This window comes from Gymnodinialimonas sp. 202GB13-11, assembly GCF_040932485.1.
GTDB classification, from domain to species: domain Bacteria; phylum Pseudomonadota; class Alphaproteobacteria; order Rhodobacterales; family Rhodobacteraceae; genus Gymnodinialimonas; species Gymnodinialimonas hymeniacidonis.
Genome location: NZ_JBFRBH010000001.1, coordinates 3,757,146 through 3,778,211, shown reverse-complemented (window position 1 = coordinate 3,778,211; position 21,066 = coordinate 3,757,146). Strand labels below are relative to the sequence as shown.

27 protein-coding genes and 1 tRNA gene are annotated in these 21,066 nt (G+C 62.1%); 9 read left to right on the top strand and 19 right to left on the bottom strand.

Annotation, left to right across the window (positions count from 1 at the left end; all coding sequences use genetic code 11):
* Nucleotides 1-49: 49 nt before the first annotated feature.
* Nucleotides 50-445, bottom strand: coding sequence for a RidA family protein (locus tag V8J81_RS19335; RefSeq protein ID WP_368477380.1), 396 nt, complete (start codon nt 443-445; stop codon nt 50-52).
* A gap of 87 nt (nt 446-532) precedes the next feature.
* Between V8J81_RS19335 and V8J81_RS19330 the strand changes: the two genes are divergently transcribed.
* The gene (locus V8J81_RS19330) at nt 533-1,270 is read left to right on the top strand and encodes a helix-turn-helix transcriptional regulator (RefSeq protein ID WP_368477379.1); all 738 of its coding nucleotides are present in this window, start codon (nt 533-535) and stop codon (nt 1,268-1,270) included.
* Nucleotides 1,271-1,309: 39 nt separating this feature from the next.
* On the opposite strand, the gene clpB is transcribed toward V8J81_RS19330, so the two are convergent.
* Together clpB and V8J81_RS19320 are read right to left on the bottom strand one after the other, a co-directional pair.
* Nucleotides 1,310-3,925: an ATP-dependent chaperone ClpB gene (gene clpB / locus V8J81_RS19325; RefSeq protein WP_368477378.1), complete on the bottom strand. Its 2,616-nt coding sequence runs from the start codon at nt 3,923-3,925 to the stop codon at nt 1,310-1,312.
* Nucleotides 3,926-4,010: 85 nt separating this feature from the next.
* Nucleotides 4,011-4,517 (bottom strand): hypothetical protein, encoded by a 507-nt coding sequence (locus V8J81_RS19320; RefSeq protein WP_368477377.1) that lies wholly within the window; start codon nt 4,515-4,517, stop codon nt 4,011-4,013.
* Nucleotides 4,518-4,876: 359 nt separating this feature from the next.
* Here V8J81_RS19320 and V8J81_RS19315 point away from each other — a divergent pair, with 359 nt between their 5' ends.
* Nucleotides 4,877-5,065, top strand: coding sequence for a hypothetical protein (locus V8J81_RS19315; RefSeq protein ID WP_368477376.1), 189 nt, complete (start codon nt 4,877-4,879; stop codon nt 5,063-5,065).
* 59 nt (nt 5,066-5,124) lie between these two features.
* Entirely contained in the window at nt 5,125-5,814 is a 690-nt protein-coding gene (gene pyrF, locus V8J81_RS19310) for an orotidine-5'-phosphate decarboxylase (protein ID WP_368477375.1), read from the top strand.
* On the opposite strand, the gene V8J81_RS19305 is transcribed toward pyrF, so the two are convergent.
* Genes V8J81_RS19305 through V8J81_RS19295 form a run of 3 tightly spaced genes read right to left on the bottom strand, consistent with a single transcriptional unit; the run spans nt 5,811 to nt 7,763 of the window.
* Entirely contained in the window at nt 5,811-6,605 is a 795-nt protein-coding gene (locus V8J81_RS19305) for a hypothetical protein (protein WP_368477374.1), read from the bottom strand. The two genes, pyrF and V8J81_RS19305, sit on opposite strands and share 4 nt — an antisense overlap.
* On the bottom strand, nt 6,598-6,876 hold the full coding sequence (locus V8J81_RS19300) for an NfeD family protein (protein ID WP_368477373.1): 279 nt from the start codon (nt 6,874-6,876) through the stop codon (nt 6,598-6,600). Before V8J81_RS19300 ends, V8J81_RS19305 begins: the two co-directional genes overlap by 8 nt.
* Nucleotides 6,876-7,763 carry an SPFH domain-containing protein gene (locus V8J81_RS19295; protein WP_368477372.1) on the bottom strand — a complete coding sequence of 296 codons (888 nt, stop codon included), beginning with the start codon at nt 7,761-7,763 and terminating at the stop codon, nt 6,876-6,878. Before V8J81_RS19295 ends, V8J81_RS19300 begins: the two co-directional genes overlap by 1 nt.
* Nucleotides 7,764-7,885: 122 nt before the next feature.
* Here V8J81_RS19295 and V8J81_RS19290 point away from each other — a divergent pair, with 122 nt between their 5' ends.
* Nucleotides 7,886-8,350 (top strand): GNAT family N-acetyltransferase, encoded by a 465-nt coding sequence (locus V8J81_RS19290; RefSeq protein WP_368477371.1) that lies wholly within the window; start codon nt 7,886-7,888, stop codon nt 8,348-8,350.
* On the opposite strand, the gene V8J81_RS19285 is transcribed toward V8J81_RS19290, so the two are convergent.
* Genes V8J81_RS19285 through V8J81_RS19275 form a run of 3 tightly spaced genes read right to left on the bottom strand, consistent with a single transcriptional unit; the run spans nt 8,330 to nt 9,372 of the window.
* Nucleotides 8,330-8,641, bottom strand: a complete 312-nt coding sequence (locus V8J81_RS19285; RefSeq protein ID WP_368477370.1) for a DUF6958 family protein — start codon at nt 8,639-8,641, stop codon at nt 8,330-8,332. The genes V8J81_RS19290 and V8J81_RS19285 overlap by 21 nt on opposite strands.
* Before the next feature lie 3 nt (nt 8,642-8,644).
* On the bottom strand, nt 8,645-9,058 hold the full coding sequence (locus tag V8J81_RS19280) for an SRPBCC family protein (protein WP_368477369.1): 414 nt from the start codon (nt 9,056-9,058) through the stop codon (nt 8,645-8,647).
* Complete coding sequence (locus V8J81_RS19275; protein WP_368477368.1) at nt 9,058-9,372, bottom strand: ArsR/SmtB family transcription factor; 315 nt, start codon at nt 9,370-9,372, stop codon at nt 9,058-9,060. Before V8J81_RS19275 ends, V8J81_RS19280 begins: the two co-directional genes overlap by 1 nt.
* An 89-nt stretch (nt 9,373-9,461) precedes the next feature.
* Here V8J81_RS19275 and V8J81_RS19270 point away from each other — a divergent pair, with 89 nt between their 5' ends.
* Entirely contained in the window at nt 9,462-10,715 is a 1,254-nt protein-coding gene (locus V8J81_RS19270) for a DNA polymerase IV (RefSeq protein ID WP_368477367.1), read from the top strand.
* 114 nt (nt 10,716-10,829) lie between these two features.
* Here the strand turns inward: V8J81_RS19270 and V8J81_RS19265 are convergent, their stop codons facing one another.
* The gene (locus V8J81_RS19265) at nt 10,830-11,687 is read right to left on the bottom strand and encodes an N-formylglutamate amidohydrolase (protein WP_368477684.1); all 858 of its coding nucleotides are present in this window, start codon (nt 11,685-11,687) and stop codon (nt 10,830-10,832) included.
* Nucleotides 11,688-11,865: 178 nt separating this feature from the next.
* On the opposite strand from V8J81_RS19265, the gene V8J81_RS19260 reads away from it, so the two are divergent.
* Nucleotides 11,866-11,940: transfer RNA gene (locus tag V8J81_RS19260), tRNA-Val, on the top strand.
* Between the two features lie 36 nt (nt 11,941-11,976).
* Here the strand turns inward: V8J81_RS19260 and V8J81_RS19255 are convergent.
* A complete protein-coding gene (locus V8J81_RS19255; protein ID WP_368477366.1) occupies nt 11,977-12,150 on the bottom strand; it encodes a hypothetical protein in 174 nt (57 codons plus the stop codon).
* Between V8J81_RS19255 and ykgO the strand changes: the two genes are divergently transcribed.
* Nucleotides 12,149-12,274, top strand: a complete 126-nt coding sequence (gene ykgO, locus V8J81_RS19250; protein WP_008562923.1) for a type B 50S ribosomal protein L36 — start codon at nt 12,149-12,151, stop codon at nt 12,272-12,274. The genes V8J81_RS19255 and ykgO overlap by 2 nt on opposite strands.
* Nucleotides 12,275-12,439: 165 nt before the next feature.
* Complete coding sequence (locus tag V8J81_RS19245; RefSeq protein WP_368477365.1) at nt 12,440-12,580, top strand: hypothetical protein; 141 nt, start codon at nt 12,440-12,442, stop codon at nt 12,578-12,580.
* Here the strand turns inward: V8J81_RS19245 and V8J81_RS19240 are convergent.
* Together V8J81_RS19240 and V8J81_RS19235 are read right to left on the bottom strand one after the other, a co-directional pair.
* Nucleotides 12,577-13,110, bottom strand: coding sequence for a DUF4329 domain-containing protein (locus V8J81_RS19240; protein ID WP_368477364.1), 534 nt, complete (start codon nt 13,108-13,110; stop codon nt 12,577-12,579). The genes V8J81_RS19245 and V8J81_RS19240 overlap by 4 nt on opposite strands.
* Entirely contained in the window at nt 13,107-14,816 is a 1,710-nt protein-coding gene (locus V8J81_RS19235) for a peptidoglycan-binding protein (protein WP_368477363.1), read from the bottom strand. The genes V8J81_RS19240 and V8J81_RS19235 overlap by 4 nt, the downstream gene beginning before the upstream one ends.
* 232 nt (nt 14,817-15,048) lie before the next feature.
* Here V8J81_RS19235 and V8J81_RS19230 point away from each other — a divergent pair, with 232 nt between their 5' ends.
* Nucleotides 15,049-15,351 carry an EF-hand domain-containing protein gene (locus V8J81_RS19230; protein ID WP_368477362.1) on the top strand — a complete coding sequence of 101 codons (303 nt, stop codon included), beginning with the start codon at nt 15,049-15,051 and terminating at the stop codon, nt 15,349-15,351.
* A gap of 2 nt (nt 15,352-15,353) precedes the next feature.
* Here V8J81_RS19230 and V8J81_RS19225 read toward each other — a convergent pair whose 3' ends face one another.
* The 6 genes from V8J81_RS19225 to V8J81_RS19200 form a co-directional block, all read right to left on the bottom strand.
* Nucleotides 15,354-16,559: a phenylacetate--CoA ligase family protein gene (locus V8J81_RS19225; RefSeq protein WP_368477361.1), complete on the bottom strand. Its 1,206-nt coding sequence runs from the start codon at nt 16,557-16,559 to the stop codon at nt 15,354-15,356.
* Nucleotides 16,560-16,571: 12 nt separating this feature from the next.
* A complete protein-coding gene (locus V8J81_RS19220) occupies nt 16,572-17,180 on the bottom strand; it encodes a hypothetical protein (RefSeq protein WP_368477360.1) in 609 nt (202 codons plus the stop codon).
* Nucleotides 17,181-17,184: 4 nt separating this feature from the next.
* Nucleotides 17,185-18,021 carry an ABC transporter ATP-binding protein gene (locus V8J81_RS19215; RefSeq protein WP_368477359.1) on the bottom strand — a complete coding sequence of 279 codons (837 nt, stop codon included), beginning with the start codon at nt 18,019-18,021 and terminating at the stop codon, nt 17,185-17,187.
* 123 nt (nt 18,022-18,144) lie between these two features.
* Nucleotides 18,145-19,425, bottom strand: a complete 1,281-nt coding sequence (locus V8J81_RS19210; protein ID WP_368477358.1) for an ABC transporter substrate-binding protein — start codon at nt 19,423-19,425, stop codon at nt 18,145-18,147.
* Between the two features lie 82 nt (nt 19,426-19,507).
* A complete protein-coding gene (locus V8J81_RS19205; protein WP_368477357.1) occupies nt 19,508-20,593 on the bottom strand; it encodes a branched-chain amino acid ABC transporter permease in 1,086 nt (361 codons plus the stop codon).
* 36 nt (nt 20,594-20,629) lie between these two features.
* On the bottom strand, nt 20,630-21,064 hold the full coding sequence (locus V8J81_RS19200) for a hypothetical protein (protein WP_368477356.1): 435 nt from the start codon (nt 21,062-21,064) through the stop codon (nt 20,630-20,632).
* Nucleotides 21,065-21,066 lie beyond the last annotated feature (2 nt).

Sequence of the window (21,066 nt, the reverse complement as noted above, 5' to 3'; positions counted from 1 at the left end):
ATTGGCCACCGGAACGTTTCCGCCCGGTGGCCAAACCATGTCGCGGTTTTCAGGCCATGGCGGTGGCCTCGATCTCGAACATCAAGCCCGGAATGGCCAAACGCTGCACGCCCAGCAGGGTCATGGGCGGGCGGACCTGATGTGGGCCGAAGCGCATCCCCATCAAGTCGAAGTTCTTCAGCGCCTCATCAACATCGGTGGCGTAGACGCCCAGCCTGGTGACGTTAGCCAGCGTCATGCCGGCCTCGACCAAGACGCATTCCAGATTGTCCAAAGCCAGCGCGATCTGCCCGCGCATATCGCCGTTATGCTGAGGCGTGCCGTTTTCATCGACGGAGGTTTGCCCGGCGACAATAACCTGGCGTGTGGCGCCGTCGATGAATTCGGCCTGATTGTAGCCCAGCTTGATCGACCAATCCCAAGGGTTCACTGCATTGCGCTCCATGATCTCAACTCCTTCATTTTGGTTGCTGAGATCGGTCTAAATCTTAATAGTGCCAAAATATGTCACCATTAATGATATGGTCGCGATATGAATGTACGCCTTCGACATGACGCCATCGTACGCAGCCTTCGCCGCAACGGGACCAGCACCGTTGAGGCTCTCGCCGATGAAGTGGGCGCGTCGCGCCGCACGGTCCTGCGCGATATATCCGCGCTTAGGGACGAGGGGTTTGTCATCCATTCCGATGTCGGGCGCGGCGGTGGGTTGCAGCTTGACCCGACCTCGGTCCAGACCAACGCGCGGCTTTCGGTGCCGGAGGTCTTTGCCCTGCTGATCAGCGTGGCGTCGATGCGGGCGGCAGGCAATCTGCCCTTTGGCGGCTTGGCCGATGCGGGGCTGGCCAAGATCGAACGTGCGCTGCCCAAGGACAAGGTGCGCGACCTGCGCGCCTTTCTGGATTGTCTTCACATCGGGCAGATTTCGCCACTGCAGGACCTGTCGGATATGGGCCAGATGGACGATACCCTTTTGCCCGCATTCGAAGCGGCGTTTCTGGGGCGGCAGACGATCCGGTTTGGCTATCGCGATGCCAAGGGGCGGATCACCAAGCGCGAGGTAGAGCCACAGGCGATGCTGATCCTGCCGCCGCTTTGGTATCTGGTGGGATGGGACCCTTCGCGCGGCGATTTCCGGCATTTCCGCATGGACCGGATCAGCGCGCCGGAGGCGGTAGAGGGCACAACGTTTCGCCGCCGCCATGTGCCGTTTGAAGATGATGTCTGCCCCTATACCGAGTTGGAGAAACAGAAACGCCCCATCGGATGATCCGGCGGGGCGCTTCGTGGTTCTAATGGTCGGCCTGTCTTAGTGCACGACGGCGTCATCCGGTTTGGGCCGGTTCGACGGCGCCACGCGGTCGCCCACGATCAACCCATCGGCCCCGGCGGAGACGCTGACCTCGGACCCGTCCATGACATCACCGGCGAGGATCATCTCGGCCAGTTGGTCTTGCAGCGACCGCTGGATCACGCGCTTCAGCGGACGTGCGCCAAAGACCGGATCGTAACCTTCATCGGCGAGCCACGTCATCGCGCCCTCGTCCAGATCCAGGTGGATCTTGCGGGCGGCCAGACGCTTCTCAAGACGGCCAAGCTGGATCTTGACGATGCCGTCCATATCAGCGCGGCTGAGCCGGTCGAAGACGATCATGTCGTCCAGACGGTTCAAGAATTCCGGACGGAAATGGGCGCGGACGGCGTCCATCACATCGCGTTGCGCCTCACCGGCATCGGCCCCTTCGGGCAGATGGCTCAGCGCTTGACTGCCAAGGTTCGAGGTCAGCACAATCAGCGTCTGCTTGAAGTCCACCTGACGGCCTTGGCCATCTGTCAGGATGCCGTCATCGAGGACTTGCAGCAGCACATTGAACACCTCGGGGTGGGCCTTTTCGACCTCGTCAAACAGGATCACTTGATAGGGGCGGCGACGGACGGCTTCGGTCAGCACTCCGCCTTCGTCATAGCCGACATAGCCCGGAGGGGCACCGATCAGGCGGGCGACCGCGTGCTTCTCCATGAACTCCGACATGTCGATGCGGACCATGGCCTGGTCGTCGTCGAACAGGTATTCGGCGAGTGCCTTGGTGAGTTCGGTCTTACCCACGCCGGTCGGCCCGAGGAACAGGAAGGAGCCGAGCGGGCGGCCTTCGTCCTGCAAGCCCGCGCGGGCACGGCGGACGGCGCGGCTGACCGCTGATACGGCCTGATGCTGACCGATGACGCGCTTGCCAAGCTCGTCTTCCATGCGCAGCAGCTTCTCGCGCTCGCCTTCCAGCATCTTGGCGACGGGCACGCCCGTCCACCGCTCGACCACTTCGGCGATCTGTTCGGGGCGAACGGCCTCTTCGACCATGACGTCTTCGTCCTGATCCTCGGCCTCGGCCAACTGCTTTTCAAGCTGCGGAATGACGCCATACGACAGCTCCCCGGCCTTCCCCAGGTCGCCGTTGCGCTTGGCTTGATCCAGCTCCGCGCGGGCGTGATCGAGTTGCTCTTTGATCGAGCGCGCCGATTCCAGTTTGTCGCGTTCGGACTGCCACTTGGCGGTCATCTCGGCGCTCTGCTCCTGCAGATCGCCCATCTCTTTTTCGAGCTTGGCGAGGCGGTCTTTGGAGGCCGCGTCGTCTTCCTTCTTCAACGCCTCGGCCTCGATCTGCATTTGCAGGATCTGGCGGTCGAGCGCGTCGAGTTCTTCAGGCTTGCTGTCCACTTCCATCCGCAGACGGGAGGCTGCCTCGTCCATCAGGTCGATAGCCTTGTCGGGCAGGAAGCGGTCAGTGATGTAGCGGTGCGACAGGGTCGCGGCGCTCACCAATGCGGAGTCGCTGATGCGCACGCCGTGGTGGAGTTCATACTTCTCCTTGATGCCGCGCAGGATCGAAACGGTGTCTTCGACCGTCGGCTCTTCCACAACAAGCGGTTGGAACCGGCGGGCCAGCGCTGCGTCTTTCTCCACATATTTGCGGTATTCGTTCAGCGTGGTGGCACCGACGCAGTGCAGCTCACCCCGGGCAAGCGCAGGCTTGATCAGGTTGGCCGCATCCATCGCGCCATCGGTTTTGCCCGCGCCGACCAGCACGTGCATCTCGTCGATGAACAAGATGATTTCACCGGCGGCATTGGCGATTTCACCGAGGACGGCCTTCAGGCGTTCCTCAAACTCGCCACGATATTTCGCACCGGCAATCAGCGCGCCCATGTCGAGCGACATCAGCGTCTTGTTGCGCAAGGATTCCGGCACGTCGCCGTTTATGATGCGAAGCGCGAGGCCCTCGGCAATCGCGGTCTTACCCACGCCGGGTTCACCAATGAGGACGGGGTTGTTCTTGGTGCGGCGGCTGAGAACCTGCATCGCACGGCGGATTTCCTCGTCGCGGCCGATGATCGGGTCAATCTTGCCCTCCCGCGCGGCGGCGGTGAGGTCACGGGCGTATTTGTTCAGCGCATCGTAATTGTCTTCGGCGCTCGCCGAGTCGGCGGTCTTGCCCTTCCGCAAATCATTGATCGCAGCATTCAGGGCTTGCGCATTCACCGCGCCCGCATCGAGCGCGTCTTTCGCGCCGGATTTTACCATCGCCAACGCAGTCAGCATGCGTTCAACCGGCACAAAGCTATCGCCCGCTTTGGTGGCGACCTTTTCGGCCTCGTCCAGCACTTTGGCGAATTGTTTGTCGAGGTACACCTGCGCGCCATCGCCCGTGACCTTGGGCAGCTTTGCGATCTTGTCTTCCAGTGCCTCGCGCACCCGTTCGGGCGCACCGCCCGCACGACCGATGAGGTTGGAGGCTAGGCCTTCCTCATCGTCCAACAGTGCTTTCAGCAAATGTTCGGGAACCAGCTTCTGATGGTCTTCCCGCTGTGCAATCGTCTGCGCGGCCTGAATGAATCCGCGCGCGCGATCCGTGAACTTTTCCACGTTCATCACGTCTCTCCTTTATCCAAGCGCCCGGTTGTCGCCACCCGCTTTGCGGCATGGCTTCGTGGGCCTCGGACAATAGATGGGGAGGCTATCCATCGTTCTCAAGATCAATGCCGAAGTCGCGCGCCAACGCTTTGGACCGCGCCCGCATGGAGGCGTGGCGCATCCTCACGCCCTGCTTGATGCGCTCGGTCAGGTCTTCCTCCGGCGGCGCACCCCGGCAATAAGCGTCAAAGGCCCAGACGCGGAGCAGGATTTTCGAATGCCCATAATAGGGCGTAAGATGCGGGCGGAGGATCGGGGCGGCATCCGGTGCAAATTGAGCGCATTGCAGAAGATGAAGGGCCGCGTCGGGTTCTGTCACGGCACTGAACCGCTCAAACGCCCGTGCGACCTGCCCTGTACCCAACTGCGCCTTTTCAACCAAGGCCTTGACCAGCCACGTCGCCGCGACCTCTTCCGGGCCGGGAATGGCCGCCAGCAAAGCGTCTTCGGCCTCTGGCGACCAAGGCTCCGCCAGAACCGCGCGGAGCGGGTCCACATGGGTGCCGTCGAACGCCTCCAACGCCGCTGCAATGTCTTTGGGCTGTCGCATCGCTCAACTGTGCCGCCCGTCAACCGATCGCACAAGCAGGGGAAATCAGAGCCGCTTATTCCCCGCAACAATCCCAACCATATCGCCCATATAGAGTTCATCGGGCGCATCCAGAGCGCCCATCGGACTGCACGACCTCTTATCCCCAGTGTAGTTCGGAAAAAAACGCACACGCCCCTATATGTGTGCGTCAGGTCCGGGTTGCCTTTGGTGTTGGGCGACCCGGGCCGTTTTTTTGGCTTTCACGGCGAGTCACATCCATTTGAGGTAAGGAGAACCCGCCTCGACATATTGCGTTTGCTTACCACATAACCCCCATAGATGGCGCTGTTTGCCGTCCTTGATGTTGGAGAAGCCCCATGTCGACCCCGTGCCTGAGCCTGCATCGCGTCGCCTATGACCCCGAAGCCAGCGCCTTCCGCGCCGAGGTGCAGTATCTTGATGCAAGCGGCATTCGCCGCCGCGTCGTGCAGGTGCGCGCGCCTTTGACCGCCGGGTTTCAGCGCATCACGCGCGGCCTGCGGGACGCAGCACTCGCCGCTGCCTAAGATGGACTTCCCCCGCCCGCGCGCCTAATCAGGGCGCGGGTTTGCAAAGGGGAAGAATGATGGCCGATGACCGCCTGATCGTAGCGCTGGATGTGCCGAACGTGCTGCAGGGTCTCGCCCTGGCCGAGAAGCTCGGCGACAGCGTGTCTTTCTACAAAATCGGTCTTGGCATGCTGACGGGCGGCGGGCTCGCTTTGGCCAATGAACTGAAGCAAGACCACGGCAAGCGTATCTTCCTTGACATGAAGCTGTTCGACATCGGCGCGACGGTGGAAGCCGCGGTGCGCGGCCTTGCGCAGTTCAATCTGGATTTCCTGACGGTGCATGGCGACCCGCATGTGGTGCGCGCCGCGAAAGAGGGTGCTGCAGGGTCTGAGACGAAGATCCTTGCCGTGACGATCCTGACCTCGCTCGACCGGGCCGATCTGGATGCGTCCTTGATCCGCGAGGGCGCGATACCTGATCTGGTGTCAGAGCGCGCGGGACGTGCATTCGAGGCCGGGGCCGATGGCGTAATTGCCTCTCCGCAAGAAGCCGCGATGATCCGGGCCCTACCAGAAACACAGGATCGCCTGATCGTCACCCCCGGCGTGCGGCCAACGGGGGCCGCTTTGGGCGATCAAAAGCGGGTGGCAACGCCTGCTCAAGCCATTGCGGACGGGGCCGATCATATCGTTGTGGGCCGCCCGATCTGGCAACATCAAGACCCGAAAGCGGCGGCTGAGAGGGTGTTGAGCGAGCTATCCTAACCCGAGGGCCACGGCCGCAAGGTCAATTCTTCCAGCGTGTCGCAAAAGAAGGCAATGCTGCCCGGCAACCAGAACCGCGCCTCGATCGACCTTGGCTGCGTGGCTGCGAAGCCGAGATAGGGCGGTTCAAAATCAATCTCTTCCCGGCCGTATTCAGGATGCGCCATATCCATCAGCACAGCCGCCATGGCCGCGATGCCCTCAGGCGTGGCCTCAAGAATGATCTGGTCGGCATGGCGCGTATCGAATTGATGGGCGAGCATGTCGCGGCTCCACCCGAAGGCGAAGCGCGGTCGGTCTTCCTCACTGCGCAGCCTTTCTACGTGGGTCAGGTGGAGATCCGCGAAGGGGTGGCGCCAAACTTCCTGCGTCCAATGCTCGTAGGCTGTGACTTTCGGGGGGCCGTCTGTCATCAGGCCCACATGCACAATCGGGTGAATAACGCGCGCATAGAGGTGCTGCGCCCGACTCGTGCGGTGGGTCAGTTCAAGCCCGGCCCATTCCCGCCCCGAGAACAGCAGATGAAGCAACCACAAGCCAACGCGCCGAAAGCCATCGGGCATGGCAAAGGCCTCAAACCCGGGGCTTTGGTCAACGATCTCGAAGGGAAATTCGCCCTCTCCACCCCATCCGATGGTGCGCATGAAGGACGTGTCGATGACCAGGCCGTCGAAGGGTGTCACCTCGGCCAGATCGCCCGGCATGTCCGCAGGCGTCAGCGTGATGTCCTGGTCAAGGTCCAGCGCCGCCACCCTGTCGGCCAGCGACGCATAAGCGCTCAGATCAGTCATTAATGTCGTGATCGAAGGTCTTCACCTGCCCGCTATAGACGCCCAGCACACGCCGCAGCAAAAGCCACGCGATCAGGGACGTGATGGCGAAGACCAGGATCATAACCGGCCAGGAGGCCGCCAGCGGCACCCCGATCAGCAGCAGCAAAGCTACAATTGCAGCGCCCACGCCAAAGCCCAGAAGCACGTAGGAGGGCAGCAAAACCTCCCCCACGGCCAGCGCCACGGCGGCGACGCCCCATACCCACCATTGGCTCCAGAACGGGTCCATCAGCCCCGGCCCTTCAGCATGGTGAACGCTTTGCCAAAGGCGTCCACGGCATCCGCGGGCACTATGATCGTCTGATTGCCCTGCCCTTCCGCGACCTTGGCGATGCTTTTCACCTGCTCCAGTGCGATGTTGTATTGCACGGCTTCAAGACCACCCTTCTGGATCGCTTCGGCCACCACGCCGGTTGCATAGGCTTCTGCATCGGCGGTCACGCGGCGGGCTTCTGCTTCCTGACGGGCGGCGTAAAGCTCTGCGTCCGACTGCAGCTCGACCGCGCGACGCTCCCCTTCGGCGCGGGTCACGGCAGCGCGGCGTTCCCGCTCGGCGTTGAGCTGCTGCAACATCGCATCGCGGGTCGCCTGATCGAGGCCCACGTCGAGGATTTCCGCCCGGGTCACTTCGATGCCCCAGTCATCCACTGCGCTTTCAACCTGCTCCTTGATCTGCGCAATCAGCGCGGCGCGGTTGGCCTGCACTTCGTCCAATTCCATCTTACCGATCTGGGCGCGGACGATACCGGCCACCGTGGTGGCAATGGCGGCATCCACATCGCGGATCCTGTAGACGGTCTTGCCCGGCTCAAGCACGCGGTAGAAGACGCTGGTTTCCACCACCAGCAGCACGTTGTCCGAAGTGATGGCGTCCTGCGACGCGGTGGGCAGCTGGCGTTCCAGAACCGAGACCCGGTGGGCCACCCGCTGCAGGAACGGCACGATGAAGTTCAGGCCGGGCCCAAGTTCCATCCGGAAGCGTCCGAACTGTTCGACAACGTGCTTCTCAGACTGCGGAACCACACGGATCGCCCGGGAAATAATGAAAATGATCGCAAGTGCGAGGACGAGCCAGAACAGCCCCGGGCCGCCGCCCGCGATAAGGTCTTCGAGCATAGCTAATATACCTCTGAATTGGTCTTCGAGCTTCATGCAAACAGGATATGAGGCTTTGCAGCGCTTGACTCCACCCCCAATCGACGGCGGGATTCCGTAACTGACACTGCAGGAGCCACCCCGTGACCATCCCAATGCGCCAGGCGAATTCCGAAGATGCGGAGGCCCTGACCGCCCTTGTTCAGGCTGCTTATGAGCCTTGGATCAAGGTGATCGGCCAGAAGCCCGGGCCGATGCTGGCCGATTACGCGCAGCTCATCGCGGATCATTGGGTGGGCATCAGATCGGATGCGGCGGGTCTGATCGAAGCAATGGTCCTGATCGAGCAGGCCGATGCGATGCTGCTCGACAACATCGCGGTGCGGCCGGACATGCAGGGACAGGGGCGCGGCAAGGCGTTGGTCGCTTGGGCTGAGATCATCGCGAAGGACGCCGGATTTTCGTGCCTTCGCCTTTATGCCCATGAAAAGATGGCGGCAAACGTCGCTTTGTACGAACGCCTTGGGTTCACGATCACAAAGCGCGTCACAGAAAAGGGCCTGAACCGCATCTACATGGAAAAGTGGTTAGGCCGCCGCGATCTTTAGCGGGCCTTTCCCGGGCAGGCGCACAACCTCGCCGCGCACTTCCATCTCAAGCTTCACCGTCACCACGTGCCAGCCCAGCTTGCCAAGGTTCTCCAGATCATCGGCACTCAACCGCGCGCCAACCGCATCACGCAAATCCTTGTTCAGCATCCCCTCCGCACCGGCATCCTCCAACACGGCCCGAATGGCCGCGCTGACAGCGTCGTATTTCCACACCGGAATGTTGCTGGTCCCGCCCTTGCCCTCCGCTGGGGTCCGGCATGCCACGCGTTCGACATCATCCTTAGGCATCCTTCAGCCCTCCTCTTTCAACCTATCTGCCAGTTTTCTACGCAGCAGGCGCGTCCACCCCATCCCGAGGATCACACGCGGCAGCATCGTGCCCGCACCAAAACCGGCATGGCTCAACCGCAACCGAGTGCCACCCGGCGAGGGTGCAAGCGTGATTGTCAAAACCGTATCGACCTTCCCGGCAACCCAGCTGACTTGCCATAGTCGCGGCGGGTCGAACTCAAGCACCTCGCAGTGCACAATCCCGTCAAACCCCGGCGCAGGATCCGTGTGAAAGTTGAATTTTTCTCCAACTTCGGGCGTGAAGTCATTGGGCATCAACCAAGCAGCCAATTCCTCCTGAGAGGCGAAGGTGCGCCAAACCTGATCGGGCGGGTGCGGCAGGTCGACTTCGCGGACAATCTCGGACAGCGACATCAGTTACGTCCCTTCGCCAGATGTGTGCGCAGCCGATCTAAGCCGTCATCCCAAAACGTTTCATATGTACCAACCCAATGGCGCACCGATGCGAAGCCTTCTCCATCCACCGAGTAGATGCGTCGCGTGCCGTCTTTTTTCTGGCTCACCAACCCGGCCGCGCGCAGCACGCCCAACTGTTGGGACACGGCGGATTGGCTGATCGGCAAAGCCTCCGTCAGGTCCGAGACATTGCAGGGCCCGTCCCGCAGGCGATCCATGATTGCGCGGCGGGTCGGGTCGGCCAAAGCCCTGAAGGGGTCTTCCTGTTTCATGATGATATTATATTAGAAATCTCTAATATTAGCAATCACTGATTTATCTGCACCTTTCGACCCGCCCCAAAGCCGCGTATCCTGCACCCATGCCCGCCCTTTGCCGCGATTGCCTGGAAACCTTGGACGATGCGCGCCGCTGCCCGGTGTGTAGGTCCCCCCGTGTGACCTCGCATCCCGAACTATTCGACCTCTCCATCGCGCACATGGATTGCGACGCCTTCTATGCCTCCGTCGAAAAACGCGACAATCCCGAGATCCGCGATAAGCCCGTCATCATCGGCGGCGGGCGGCGCGGCGTCGTCTCCACCGCCTGCTACATCGCGCGGATCAAGGGCGTGCGTTCCGCGATGCCAATGTTTCAGGCGCTAAAGCTGTGCCCGGAGGCGGTGGTCGTGAAGGGCCGGATGGACACTTACGTCGAAGTCTCCAAACAGGTCCGCGCCCTGATGGAAGAGCTGACGCCGTCGATCGAGCCGCTATCACTGGACGAGGCCTTCATGGACCTCACCGGTACCGCCCGCCTGCACGGAAAACCCCCGGCCGTGATGCTGGCGCGGCTCGTGAAGCGGATGCGGGAGGAAATCGGCATCACCGGCTCCATCGGCCTCAGCCACAACAAGTTCCTCGCCAAGATCGCCTCTGATCTGGAAAAACCGCGCGGTTTTTCAGTGATTGGCGCGGGTGAGACGCTCGACTTCCTGTCAGACAAACCGGTGCGGATGATCTGGGGCATTGGAGAGGTTGGGCAGGCCTCGCTCAACAAGGCCGGGATCAATACCTTCGCCGACCTCCGCCGGTGGGAGCGCGAGGCCCTGCACGACCGCTTCGGCTCCATGGGCGAGCGGCTCTGGCACCTCGCGCGCGGCGAGGATCATCGCTCCGTCAAACGCAACCGGGCGGTGAAAGGCGTGTCCAACGAGACGACCTTCAACGACGATATCGCTTCGACTGATCTGCTCGACGGCCATATCTGGCGCATGGCTGAAAAAGTCTCGGACCGCCTGAAAGCCAAGGGTATTGCCGGGCGCACCGTAACGCTGAAACTCAAACGCGCCGATTTCAAACTCATCACCCGCCGGTCGACCTTACCCGACGCCACTCAAACTGCCGACCGCATCTACTCTATGGCGCGCGCGCTCTTTGACAGGATGGACCACCCCAAACCCTACCGTCTGCTCGGGGTCGGCGTCTCGGACCTGATCCCCGAGGATCAGGCCGACCGCGAAGGCAATCTGCTCGACCCACAGGAGGAAGCGCGCATTAAGGCCGAACGCGCAACGGATGCCATCCGTGACCGGTTCGGCTCAGACGCGATCCTCAAAGGCCGGGCACTCCGCTAGCGCTTTCATCTTGCCAAAAATGCCTTCGGGGAGTCCGAAGGACGGGGCAGCGCCCCCAAACGGGACGGCGGGCGGGGCGATGTGCGGCACAAGCCGCACGAGCGTCGACTGGCGTCACTCTGCCGCCAAAGGCACCCGCCCGGGCAGCGCACCAATCACGCGCGCCAGAACCTGCGCCACAATCGCCTTCACCGCTTCGAAGTTCGCATTCGGGCGAACCATACGCTCATTCATGTAAAGCGCGCGGTCGATCTCGACCTGGATCGCGTGGTAGCCCTTTGTCGGCCGCCCGTAGCGCTGCGTGATATAAGCCCCGGCGAACGGTGCGTTGCGGCTGACGACCAGACCGGCCTCCAGAAATCCCTGCTCCAGCACATCGACAATCTCCGTGCCCGCCGATGCGCCAAAACGGTCCCCTAACACCACCTCAGGCCGCGGCGTGCCCGGACGCGCCACCGAATCGAGGGCCTCATGGGGCATCGAGTGCATGTCGATCAGCACCGCTTGGCCAAATTCCTCACGGGCATTGTGCAACAGACCCTCCAACTCGGCATGGTAGGGCTGCCAGATCTGGGCGATGCGCGCTTCGGCCTCGGCGCGGGTCAGCTTGCCACGATAGATCGCGCGGCCATTGGCGACGACGCGCGGAATAACACCCAGCCCGGAATTGATACGCGGGGTCTGCACGGTGCGCCCGACACCTTCGATCACACCCGGATCAAGCTCATCCGCCGCCCGGTTCAGGTCCAGATAGGCGCGCGGCCATTCGGCAGCGAGCAAAGGCGCGCCGAGCGCTGGTGCCGCCGCCGCAAGCCGGTCGATATAAGCATCCTCTGAGGATCGAATCGTCCGCTCATCCAGAATCGACGCGCGCAGAAATGCGGGCGGGTAATGGCGCCCGGAATGCGGCGAGGCCACAGTCACGCAAGAGGTGGTTTCCCGAGGCAGATCGAGGCGGAACGCGGCGTGCATAAAGCTTCCAGTCAAATTCGTTACCCTCAGATATAGCGGCTTTTCCCGCGAAGCCAAAAGCCCTTGCACGGGTCCGGGCAACCTTTTATACGACCGCTCACCCACGCGGTCCGCGCGTCTTGGGCCTGGCGTCTGTTTGCGCAGACTTCCCTGGCAAAAGGCGCTCCGCAAAGGTAAAGGGCGATTAGCTCAGCGGTAGAGCACTTCGTTGACATCGAAGGGGTCACTGGTTCGATCCCAGTATCGCCCACCAAGCGGGATCTTTTCGTAGAAAAGTCTCCGCACAACGTCACGCTTTTCGCAAGAAAAGGGTGACAGGCGACAGGGTCTTCGCGAAGCGAAGGTCCCGAGAGCCGAAACGGCCCCACAGGGCCACGAGATATTCACCGGGCCGCGCCATCCGCGCCGCGCCCAGACCGAAACCAGGCGCAGCTGACGCGCCGCGACGAAGGAGAAGACCCATGAAGGTCAAGAACTCACTCCGCTCGCTCAAGAACCGCCACCGCGATTGCCGCGTTGTGCGCCGCAAGGGCCGCGTCTACGTCATCAACAAGACGCAGCGCCGGTTCAAAGCCCGCCAGGGCTAAGGTCTTCTGAGCGACCCATTGAAAAAGCCGCCCCGCAAAGGGCGGCTTTTTTCATGCCGTGTTCGTGAAGTGGTCGGAAATCCGCCTACGGATTTCATGCCGTAGCACAGCGCGGCCAGAATCGTGTATCTTGGCCCTGATTTTATTCAGCGAAAGCCCATTTCCATGACCCTGCGCCCGATTTTGACCGCGCTTTTCATCACCCTGATCGCCCTGCCTGCCGCCGCGCAAACGCAGGACTGCACACCGGACAGCAACGGCAACGTACCCGCCGGGTGCCCGGCTGGCGTGGCGCTTGATCCTTAACCACCCTCCCGGCGGAGGATGTCCTGCAAGCTGTAGCTTTGCGCAATGGGTCCCCCATCGCCTGGGATGAAGTTGGGGTCCTGCCCCATACAGCCCAACCCGCAAACCTGCGTCGCCACCTGCCGGCGATAGTCGATGTACCAAAGCCGCCCGCCCGGAGTGGCGACATAGCCGTTCACATGCTCTTCGATATCACCGTACATATCGTCGCTGGACGGCACCTCACTGTCTGCCGCGCGATCGAACGCGGCATGGGTGTGGAAGCTTGCCACAATCTCCACGAACCGGCTTTCATCACCCCGGCTGAGGCACCCCCACGCATCGCCGCGCGTGACCTCGGTGGCCGTCAGGCTGCCATCCGGCATCCGCCCGATATAGCCGCAATATTCCAAATTCTCGGCAAAGCTACGCGGCTGAAGCTGCAACAGAACCTGTCGCGCGGCGGATAATTCCGCCGCATTCTGCGCTTGGGCAGAGTGCGGTACGATCGCGGCCCCGATCAGGGCCGCTGCAACTGCGAGATATTTCACCGGTTTATAATCCCATCGATCTGAAGAATGCCACCGACTGTCTCGGCCAGCAGGCGCACAACGGAAGGCTGGTTCAAATATCCGGTCACGTCCAGCCCGCGCGCGCGTTGGTACCGGCGGATGGCACGGCGGGTGTTTTCATCAAAGCGGCCGTCAATCCGCCCTGGCTCCAACCCCAAGGCCGCCAGCCGCTGTTCGATCAGTGACCGCGTCACGGGCGGCAGGTTCAGCGCGTTTTCCTGCGCCTGCAACTGGGCGCGCTGCGCCTCGGTCAGGCCGCCGCCATTGCCCTGCAACTGATTGATCCGGGCTTGCGCTTGATCGCGGAAAGCACCCTCGGGATAGTCGTTGAGGTAGCCCTGATAGGCCGGCACCGTGTCCGCACCGCGCGCGACATCCCAAGCAGCGCGGTCACGCGCTTCGGCCTCGGCCCGAGCGGCGCGTTCGTATTGCTCCAGACGGTCCTCGGCCAGTTCAGCAAAAAGACCATCGGGATAGCGGCCAAGGTACGCCCGAAGGCCTTCTTCGGTCGATCCCTGCCCTGTCACCTGCCAATAGGCGCGGTCGGCGCGTTCTGCTGCTTCGCGGGCGATGCGGGCCTCTTCCTCCAACTCCGCCGCGCGGACGGAGGCTTGCTGAGACAACGTGTTGATCTGCGGCGCATCGAGGTAACTCGTCGTCGGCAAGCCATTGGCCTCCTGCCAGCCCCGGATCGCGTTGCGGGTGCCAGTGCCGAAAATCCCATCAATCCCGCGCGTGTCATAGTCGAGGATCGAGAGGCTACGCTGGATCTGCTGACGCTGGTCACGGGTCAGGTTCAGCGCTTCCTCGGCAGCGCGCGCTTGCGCCGTCGGATCATTCTCGAACGCATCTATGCGGGCACGCGCGTCGTTCACATAGAAACCATTCGGGTAGCGGTTCACATAGGCCCGATAAGCGCCTGCTGTGTCCAGTTCCACCGCCGCTTCCCACAGCGCCGTCTCATCCGTTGTGGGCTGCTGCGACGGGACGGGGGGCTGGGGCGTTGGCGTAGGGGCCGGTGCCTGTGTGAGCGCCGGGAAATACGGCAGATCAGACGACACAAAGCCAAAGGCGCGCAGGCTTTGCGCCTCATCCAGTGCCTCTTCGAGGTTGGTGCCCGGGGTGAGGAGTTGGTAGCGCGCGAAATCCGCCACATCCTCAGGCATTCCGGCCACAACCGTCACCCCTTGCGGGGCATCGACGCGGCCAACGCCCGCGCCAAGCCCTTGGCCCAGCGTGATACGGCGGCGCTCCAGCCCCAGCAGGATCACGGAGCGGCCCGGCGCACTGGCCGCAGCCTCCATCAGAACCGAAAGGCTCAGCCCGTCACCGCTGACGGTAGCAAGGTTGGGTTCATCCACGTCACTGCCCAACAGCCAGCTATCGGTGCGGGATCGAGCGAAATGCCCCACCACGGCCACCAGCACACGGTCTGTTTCATTGGCCGCCAGCAGGCGGTCCAGCCCGTCGCGCATGTCTTGGCCATCGCCATCCGCGACGGTGATCACGTCGAATCCTGCGTCTTGCAAGCGGCTGCGCAGGCCCTCAACCGATGCGCCTTCCCGTAGGTTCTGGGCGTTGGCATACCGGTCATTGACGATCAAAAGCGCCGTGTCGGCCAAGGCTGTCATGGGCGAAAAGCTGGCGATTAGGCCTGCTGCAAAGGCTACTAGGCTGGCACGCATTTGGGTCGTCTCCGTCGATTCGTTACGTTGCGGTTTTTCTAACATGCGGGTCGAACGCTAACCGATAACGGGGAATAGGCCGTACGGGCCACGCAGGCTGTCATTGGATGACGCAGCGCGTGCCGTTGGCAAATTGCTGCCGGTTTCGCGGGGTTCACGACATTGGAACCGGCACGTGACCATGTGCGTTCCTATATTTCAAACACGCCGCAATCGCTTCGAAGAGGTTCCGATGAGACACCTTGGACATGTGGCCGCTTTGGCCGCGCTTACTGCCCTGCCCCTCCCGGCACAGGCTCAATATGAAGATGAGAGTGTACAGGCCTTTCTGGCCGCCGACGCCAACGGGGATGAACAGCTTACCCTCAACGAGTTTCGGACCTTTATCGCCACGATGGCAGAGGTCGGCGCGCCCATGTCCCGACGCATCCGCAACCTTGGGGCCTACCGCATTGCCTTTGGACAGGTCGATACTGATGGCAATGGCCTTGCCAGCCCGGCCGAGCTGCGCGCCGCCGAAAGCGCCAATCGCTAGGGTCAGTCGTAACTGCGCTGGTCGTCGATAACCTTGCCGTCATTGGGCAGGGTGCCCGGTGCCACCAGTTCGACCTTTCCTTTCAACTTCAGCGTCGCCGCGACAGCGTTCGCAAGCTCAGCGGCATCCAGCCCCACGCCCTCAACCTGCACCAGCATCGCGTCCATCTCGCCCTCGCGCATGGCCGTCACGCGCGCTTTGGCGGCTCCGGTCTTGGCAACAAGGTCAGCCACCTGTTCAGGCCGCACAAACATGCCCTTTATCTTGGTGGTCTGGTCCGCACGGCCCATCCAACCTTTGATCCGCGTATTCGTCCGTCCACACGGGCTTTCGCCCGGCAAGATCGCACTGAGGTCTCCGGTGGCGAAGCGGATCAGCGGGTAGTCGGGGTTCAGTGAGGTGACGACAACTTCGCCGACCTCGCCTTCCGGCACCAGATCACCCGTGCCGGGGCGCACGATCTCAACGATGACACCCTCATCAAGGATCATCCCCTCCATCGCGGGGCTCTCATAGGCGATATTGCCCAGATCGGCTGTGGCGTAGCATTGCAGGCAGGTGATCCCGCGATCCGCGTACTCCTGCCGCAGGGACGGGAACAGTGCTCCACCGCCCACTGCTGCGCGGGTGAACGTCAGCGCCTCCCCCATTTCATCCGCCTTATCCAGAATGACCTTCAGATAATCCGGCGTGCCCGCATAGGCCGTGCAACCGATATCCTTGGCCGCGCGCACCTGAAGCTCTGTTTGGCCGACACCGGCAGGAAGAACCGCCGCTCCCACAGCCCGCGCGCCACTTTCAAAGATCATGCCAGCAGGGGTCAGGTGATAGCCAAAACAATTCTGTACGATGTCACCCGCGCCAATGCCCACCGCATGCAGAAAGCGCCCCATCCGCCACCAATCATGGCTGATCCCGCCGGGCTCATAGATCGGGCCGGGGCTCTGAAACACATGTGCCACGTTCGACACGGCCATCCCCCCAAATGGAGGCTTTTCCGCCTGCCAAGCTACCAGATCGGATTTGCGCAACACCGGCAGCTTTGCCAGATCACCCAGATCGCCGAGCGGACCCGACACAAGGCATGTATCCTGCGCCTCCGCCACCCGCGCCAATTGCGCGTTCAGCGCCTCCAACTGCGCGGCCATGCGTTCATCCGCACTGCGCGTTTCAAGAGCGTCGTAGAAGCCTTGCTTCTGATCCAACATGTCACTCTCTCCTCAAACGTGGACCCAGCCCATCCGATGCGGGCGTCCCAACGCCCGGTCCATCAGCGCAGCAGCCGGTTCAATCAAATCAGGCGGCCAATCCCAGAATTCCACCGCAACATCGCTCAGCACAAAGGTCGGCGGCCCGTCCGCAATCAGATCGTTGATGTCGACCTCGGCCTGACAATGGACACAGGCCACCTGCCGCAGTGCATCGTCGGCATCGGCATAGCGCCCGAACATCTCGAAGCAGCGTTCCTGCTGCGCCCGCGCACCATCCGTCTCCCGGCGTGTTTCGCCCCCGCAGGACGGACATTCGAAAGATGGCATATCGATGAAAGGCCCATGATTCAGGTAACTTGGCCCGCAAAACGACACCCCGTTGATCGCCATCTCCATACGCGCGCCGCTGACCGGGTGCGTCATGAAAAGCAGCCGCCCCGCCGGCCCGTCCGCCGCCGGTCGAAACGTGGGGCCACGATCGCCATACACCGCGTCCGGGTCGTGGTCGCCTTCAATCCACCCGTCCTCGCGCAACGCCGCTTCACAGGCTGCAAGTGCCCCAGCAGCCTCCCCCCGCGGAACATCCGGATAGCCAACGATGCCATAGGCTGCGCCCATTGGCTCAGCTCAACCAACGCTTGCGGCGGCGGTAGGACCGCACATCGCGGAAGCTCTTTCGCCCCTCCTCGGACATGCCGAGGTAGAATTCCTTCACATCCGGGTTCTCGCGCAATTCCGCCGCCGGGCCGTCCATCACAACACGCCCCGACTCCAGAATGTAGCCGTAATGCGCAAAGCGCAGCGCCACATTGGTGTTCTGTTCGGCCAGAAGGAATGTCACCCCCTGTTCTTCGTTCAACCGCTTCACGATGCCGAAAATCTGCTCCACCAGCTGCGGCGCAAGTCCCATCGAAGGCTCATCCAGCAGGATCGTCTCGGGCCTCGACATCAGGGCGCGGCCAATCGCGCACATCTGTTGTTCCCCACCCGACGTGTATCCGGCCTGCGAGGTCCGCCGCTCCTTCAGGCGCGGAAAATAGTCGTAAACCATCTCAAGGTCCGCCGCGATCGCACCGCGCCCGTCCTTGCGGGTGTAGCTGCCCGTCAGCAGGTTTTCCTCGACGGTCAGATGCTCAAAGCAATGCCGCCCCTCCATCACCTGGATCACGCCGCGATCCACAAGGTCCGAAGGCGACAGATCGGCGACCGGCTCATTTCGATAGAGGATCGAGCCCTTCGTGACCTCCCCACGCTCGGAATGCAGCAGGTTCGAAATCGCCTTGAGCGTCGTGGTCTTGCCAGCCCCATTTCCCCCCAGCAGCGCGGTGATGCCGCCCTTGGGCACCTTTAGTGACACGCCCTTCAACACAAGGATCACGTGGTTGTAGATCACCTCGATATTATTGACCTCCAGCAGCGTCTCCGCCTGCACGTCAGTCTCACTCACCTGATCCAGCATCGTTCATCCTCGATTAACGTTAACGCGCGGCCCATCTGGCCTGGCGCGTCCGGCCCATCTTTGTTCCAAAAAATATGCAGAATCCGGCGGCGGCCCCCATGAGCCGCCGCCGGCCGTATCAGATCAGCTTTCCGCGCACTGCGGCTCGATCCCGTTCTCTTCCGCGTATTGGGCCGAGTCTTCCTCGACCAGCGGCTGGGTCACGCTGTCATCGGGTGCGATGAAGTCGGTGAGCGTCACCCACTCCGATCCGTCCCACTGCTGCATGATGGCCATGCCCGTGCCGCCGTGATCTTCACAGCTGACTGCGAATTCCGGCCCGATTCCCGGCATACCGGCGGCTTCCATGACGGCCGCGTCGATCACCAACGCTTCCATACCGTCGCGCATCATGGACGCATCGATCTCACCCACACCGTGGATTTCCTGCGCGGTGCGGGCGGCTTCTGCGGCCAGGAAGGCTGCGTACATGCCGCGCGTGTACAGCACGTTGCCCAGGTTCGACCCGTCGCCAGCCGCAAGGCCCGCGTCGATCACATGCTCCTGGATTTCCGCGAAGACCGGCATATCACCCAAACGGTTCATGTTCAGCGAACGGTAGCCCGCCGCATCTGCACCGGCAGATTCCACATCATGGTCGGCACCGGCCCACCAGTTGCCGATGAAGTTCTCCATCGGGTAGCGCGTGTTGATGGCTTCCTGAATGGCAACCTGGTTCATCACGCCCCAGCCCCACATCACAACGTAGTCGGGACGCTCACGGCGGATCTGCAGCCACTGGTTGCCCTGCTCCTGACCGGGGTGGTCGACAGCGATCTCGGTCAGCGAGAAACCATGCTGCTCAGATAGCGTCTGCAGCGTGCGGATCGGCTCCCGGCCATAGGCGGAGTTGTGGTAGAGCAGCGCGATGGTCTGCCCTTCAAGGCTGCCGTCATTCTCTTCCAGCAGCTGGTTCACGATCACCGAGGCCGCGTCCCAGTAGTTCGCCGGATAGTTGAACGTGTGGCTGAAGACATTACCGTTCGCGGCAGAGGTCCGGCCATAGCCCATCGTGTGCAGCGGGATATTGTCCGCCGTGGTGCGCGGGATCAGCTGGTAGGTGATGCCGGTCGACAGCGGCTGATAGACCAGCGCGCCTTCGCCGCGGGTGCTCTCGTAGCATTCCACGCCACGCTCGGTGTTGTAGGCGGTTTCGCATTCGACCACGCGCGTTTCCACGCCGCCGATGCCACCGTCCCGCTGGTTGAGCAGCGTCATGTAGTCCGCATAGCCATCCGCAAACGGGATGCCACCCGCCGCATAAGGCCCGGTCCGGTAGCTCAGCGAGGGGAACACAAGGTCCGCCATCGCGGGCGTGCCCGCCACCATTGCGCTTGTCAGCGCCAGCATTGTCAGTTTCTTCATCGGGTCATTCCTCCCTTGGATTTATTCCGACTTCTTGGTTTGCCCGAGCCTCCCAGCACCGGGGTATTGGCGACCGCGTCCGCTAGTGCGGGAACGGCCACAATCTCAGTTTCTCCTTGGCCAGCGACCAAAGCCGCGCCAGCCCATGCGGCTCCACGATCAGGAAGAACATGATCAGGGCGCCCACGATGACGAATTGGAAATGCGCCGAGAGCGCCGTGTCAAAGCCAAGCCCATCGACCAGCAATAGCTTCAGGAACACCGGCAACAACACCATGAACGCCGCCCCCGCAAACGAGCCGAAGATCGAGCCCAGCCCGCCGATGATGATCATGAACAGCACGAGGAAGCTCTTGGTGATGCCGTAAACCTCACCCACTTCGACCGCGCCCAGATAGACGGTGAAGAGCAGCGCGCCCGAAACGCCCACGTAGAACGAGGACACCGCAAATGCCGTCAGCTTCGCCTTCAGCGGGTTCACCCCGATGATCTCCGCCGCGATGTCCATATCCCGGATCGCCATCCACTGCCGCCCGATCGTGCCACGCGTCAGGTTCCGCGCCACCCAGCTCAGCACGAACACGAACAGGAAGCAGAACAGGTACTTCACCCACGCCTCCGCATTCGGGCCCGTCACCGGCAGGTTGATGAAATAGAAGAAATCCCGCTCCGGCGCGCTGATCTGGCCCGAGGCCGAGTAGTTGAAGAACCACGGCACTTTGTTGAACATCCACACAAGGAAGAACTGCGCCGCCAACGTCGCCACGGCTAGGTAAAAGCCTTTGATCCGAAGCGACGGCAAACCAAAAGCCACGCCGACCATCGCCGTCATCAGCCCCGACAGGAGCGTGATCGAGATCATGTCGAGCCCCGGAAACGCCGTCATCAGCTTGTAGGACGTGTAGGCGCCCACCGCCATGAACCCGCCCGTGCCAAGCGACACCTGCCCGCAATAGCCCGTCAGAATGTTCAGCCCAATCGCCGCAATCGCGTAGATCAGGAACGGGATCAGCAGCGAATTGGCCCAATAGTCGTTGATCAGGAACGGAATGACGACTGCACCAACCAACAGGGCCACGTAGTAGCCCATCCGGTCGAACTTGATCGGGAACGTCTGATTGTCCTGGCTATAGGTGGTCGAAAAATCACCCGCCTCACGATACAGCATTTTACACGCTCCCCTTTGAAGTCTTGTTGGCCAAGCTCATGGCATGTCCTTCCATTCGGACGGTGGCGTGCGCCCAGACAGCGCGCGGAACGAAAAGAAAAAACCGGTTCCGAAGATCGCGGCGATTGCGACCATGATCAAAAAGCTCAGCAAGTACCCGTCCTGATCCGCAATGGCCCAGATCAGACCCACGGCCATCACGCCCAGAATGCCAGCCAACCATTTCCAGCCCAGTGTATCGCGCGCGAAGATCACATGCGGCAGGCCGAACCCGGCGGCGAGAATGCTCAAACCCACCAGCAACTCGAACCCGCCCAGCGCTTGACCAGGTCCGCCGACGCCCCCGCCCCAGTTCGCGACCATGGCAAGTGGGATGACCACGGCCATCGTCACAATGGCCACCGCGCAAAAGCCGCCGACCACGAACAGCAACAGCCGCACGAAAAGAGGCTTGGGTTGATCCTGCGCCATAT

Excerpts from the sequence above, each read along its gene's own strand:
- V8J81_RS19295 (WP_368477372.1), bottom strand. The coding sequence starts at position 7,763 with ATGCTCGAAGACCTTATCGCGGGCGGCGGCCCGGGGCTGTTCTGGCTC.
- V8J81_RS19215 (WP_368477359.1), bottom strand. The coding sequence starts at position 18,021 with ATGCTGGATCAGGTGAGTGAGACTGACGTGCAGGCGGAGACGCTGCTG.
- V8J81_RS19235 (WP_368477363.1), bottom strand. The coding sequence starts at position 14,816 with ATGCGTGCCAGCCTAGTAGCCTTTGCAGCAGGCCTAATCGCCAGCTTT.
- V8J81_RS19205 (WP_368477357.1), bottom strand. The coding sequence starts at position 20,593 with ATGCTGTATCGTGAGGCGGGTGATTTTTCGACCACCTATAGCCAGGAC.
- V8J81_RS19245 (WP_368477365.1), top strand. The coding sequence starts at position 12,440 with ATGACCCTGCGCCCGATTTTGACCGCGCTTTTCATCACCCTGATCGCC.
- V8J81_RS19315 (WP_368477376.1), top strand. The coding sequence starts at position 4,877 with ATGTCGACCCCGTGCCTGAGCCTGCATCGCGTCGCCTATGACCCCGAA.
- V8J81_RS19330 (WP_368477379.1), top strand. The coding sequence starts at position 533 with ATGAATGTACGCCTTCGACATGACGCCATCGTACGCAGCCTTCGCCGC.
- V8J81_RS19280 (WP_368477369.1), bottom strand. The coding sequence starts at position 9,058 with ATGTCGCTGTCCGAGATTGTCCGCGAAGTCGACCTGCCGCACCCGCCC.
- V8J81_RS19255 (WP_368477366.1), bottom strand. The coding sequence starts at position 12,150 with ATGGGTCTTCTCCTTCGTCGCGGCGCGTCAGCTGCGCCTGGTTTCGGT.
- V8J81_RS19300 (WP_368477373.1), bottom strand. The coding sequence starts at position 6,876 with ATGGACCCGTTCTGGAGCCAATGGTGGGTATGGGGCGTCGCCGCCGTG.
- V8J81_RS19220 (WP_368477360.1), bottom strand. The coding sequence starts at position 17,180 with ATGGGCGCAGCCTATGGCATCGTTGGCTATCCGGATGTTCCGCGGGGG.
- V8J81_RS19200 (WP_368477356.1), bottom strand. The coding sequence starts at position 21,064 with ATGGCGCAGGATCAACCCAAGCCTCTTTTCGTGCGGCTGTTGCTGTTC.
- V8J81_RS19210 (WP_368477358.1), bottom strand. The coding sequence starts at position 19,425 with ATGAAGAAACTGACAATGCTGGCGCTGACAAGCGCAATGGTGGCGGGC.
- V8J81_RS19270 (WP_368477367.1), top strand. The coding sequence starts at position 9,462 with ATGCCCGCCCTTTGCCGCGATTGCCTGGAAACCTTGGACGATGCGCGC.
- ykgO (WP_008562923.1), top strand. The coding sequence starts at position 12,149 with ATGAAGGTCAAGAACTCACTCCGCTCGCTCAAGAACCGCCACCGCGAT.
- V8J81_RS19285 (WP_368477370.1), bottom strand. The coding sequence starts at position 8,641 with ATGCCTAAGGATGATGTCGAACGCGTGGCATGCCGGACCCCAGCGGAG.
- V8J81_RS19320 (WP_368477377.1), bottom strand. The coding sequence starts at position 4,517 with ATGCGACAGCCCAAAGACATTGCAGCGGCGTTGGAGGCGTTCGACGGC.
- V8J81_RS19275 (WP_368477368.1), bottom strand. The coding sequence starts at position 9,372 with ATGAAACAGGAAGACCCCTTCAGGGCTTTGGCCGACCCGACCCGCCGC.
- V8J81_RS19335 (WP_368477380.1), bottom strand. The coding sequence starts at position 445 with ATGGAGCGCAATGCAGTGAACCCTTGGGATTGGTCGATCAAGCTGGGC.
- V8J81_RS19305 (WP_368477374.1), bottom strand. The coding sequence starts at position 6,605 with ATGACTGATCTGAGCGCTTATGCGTCGCTGGCCGACAGGGTGGCGGCG.
- V8J81_RS19225 (WP_368477361.1), bottom strand. The coding sequence starts at position 16,559 with ATGTTGGATCAGAAGCAAGGCTTCTACGACGCTCTTGAAACGCGCAGT.
- V8J81_RS19230 (WP_368477362.1), top strand. The coding sequence starts at position 15,049 with ATGAGACACCTTGGACATGTGGCCGCTTTGGCCGCGCTTACTGCCCTG.
- clpB (WP_368477378.1), bottom strand. The coding sequence starts at position 3,925 with ATGAACGTGGAAAAGTTCACGGATCGCGCGCGCGGATTCATTCAGGCC.
- V8J81_RS19265 (WP_368477684.1), bottom strand. The coding sequence starts at position 11,687 with ATGCACGCCGCGTTCCGCCTCGATCTGCCTCGGGAAACCACCTCTTGC.
- pyrF (WP_368477375.1), top strand. The coding sequence starts at position 5,125 with ATGGCCGATGACCGCCTGATCGTAGCGCTGGATGTGCCGAACGTGCTG.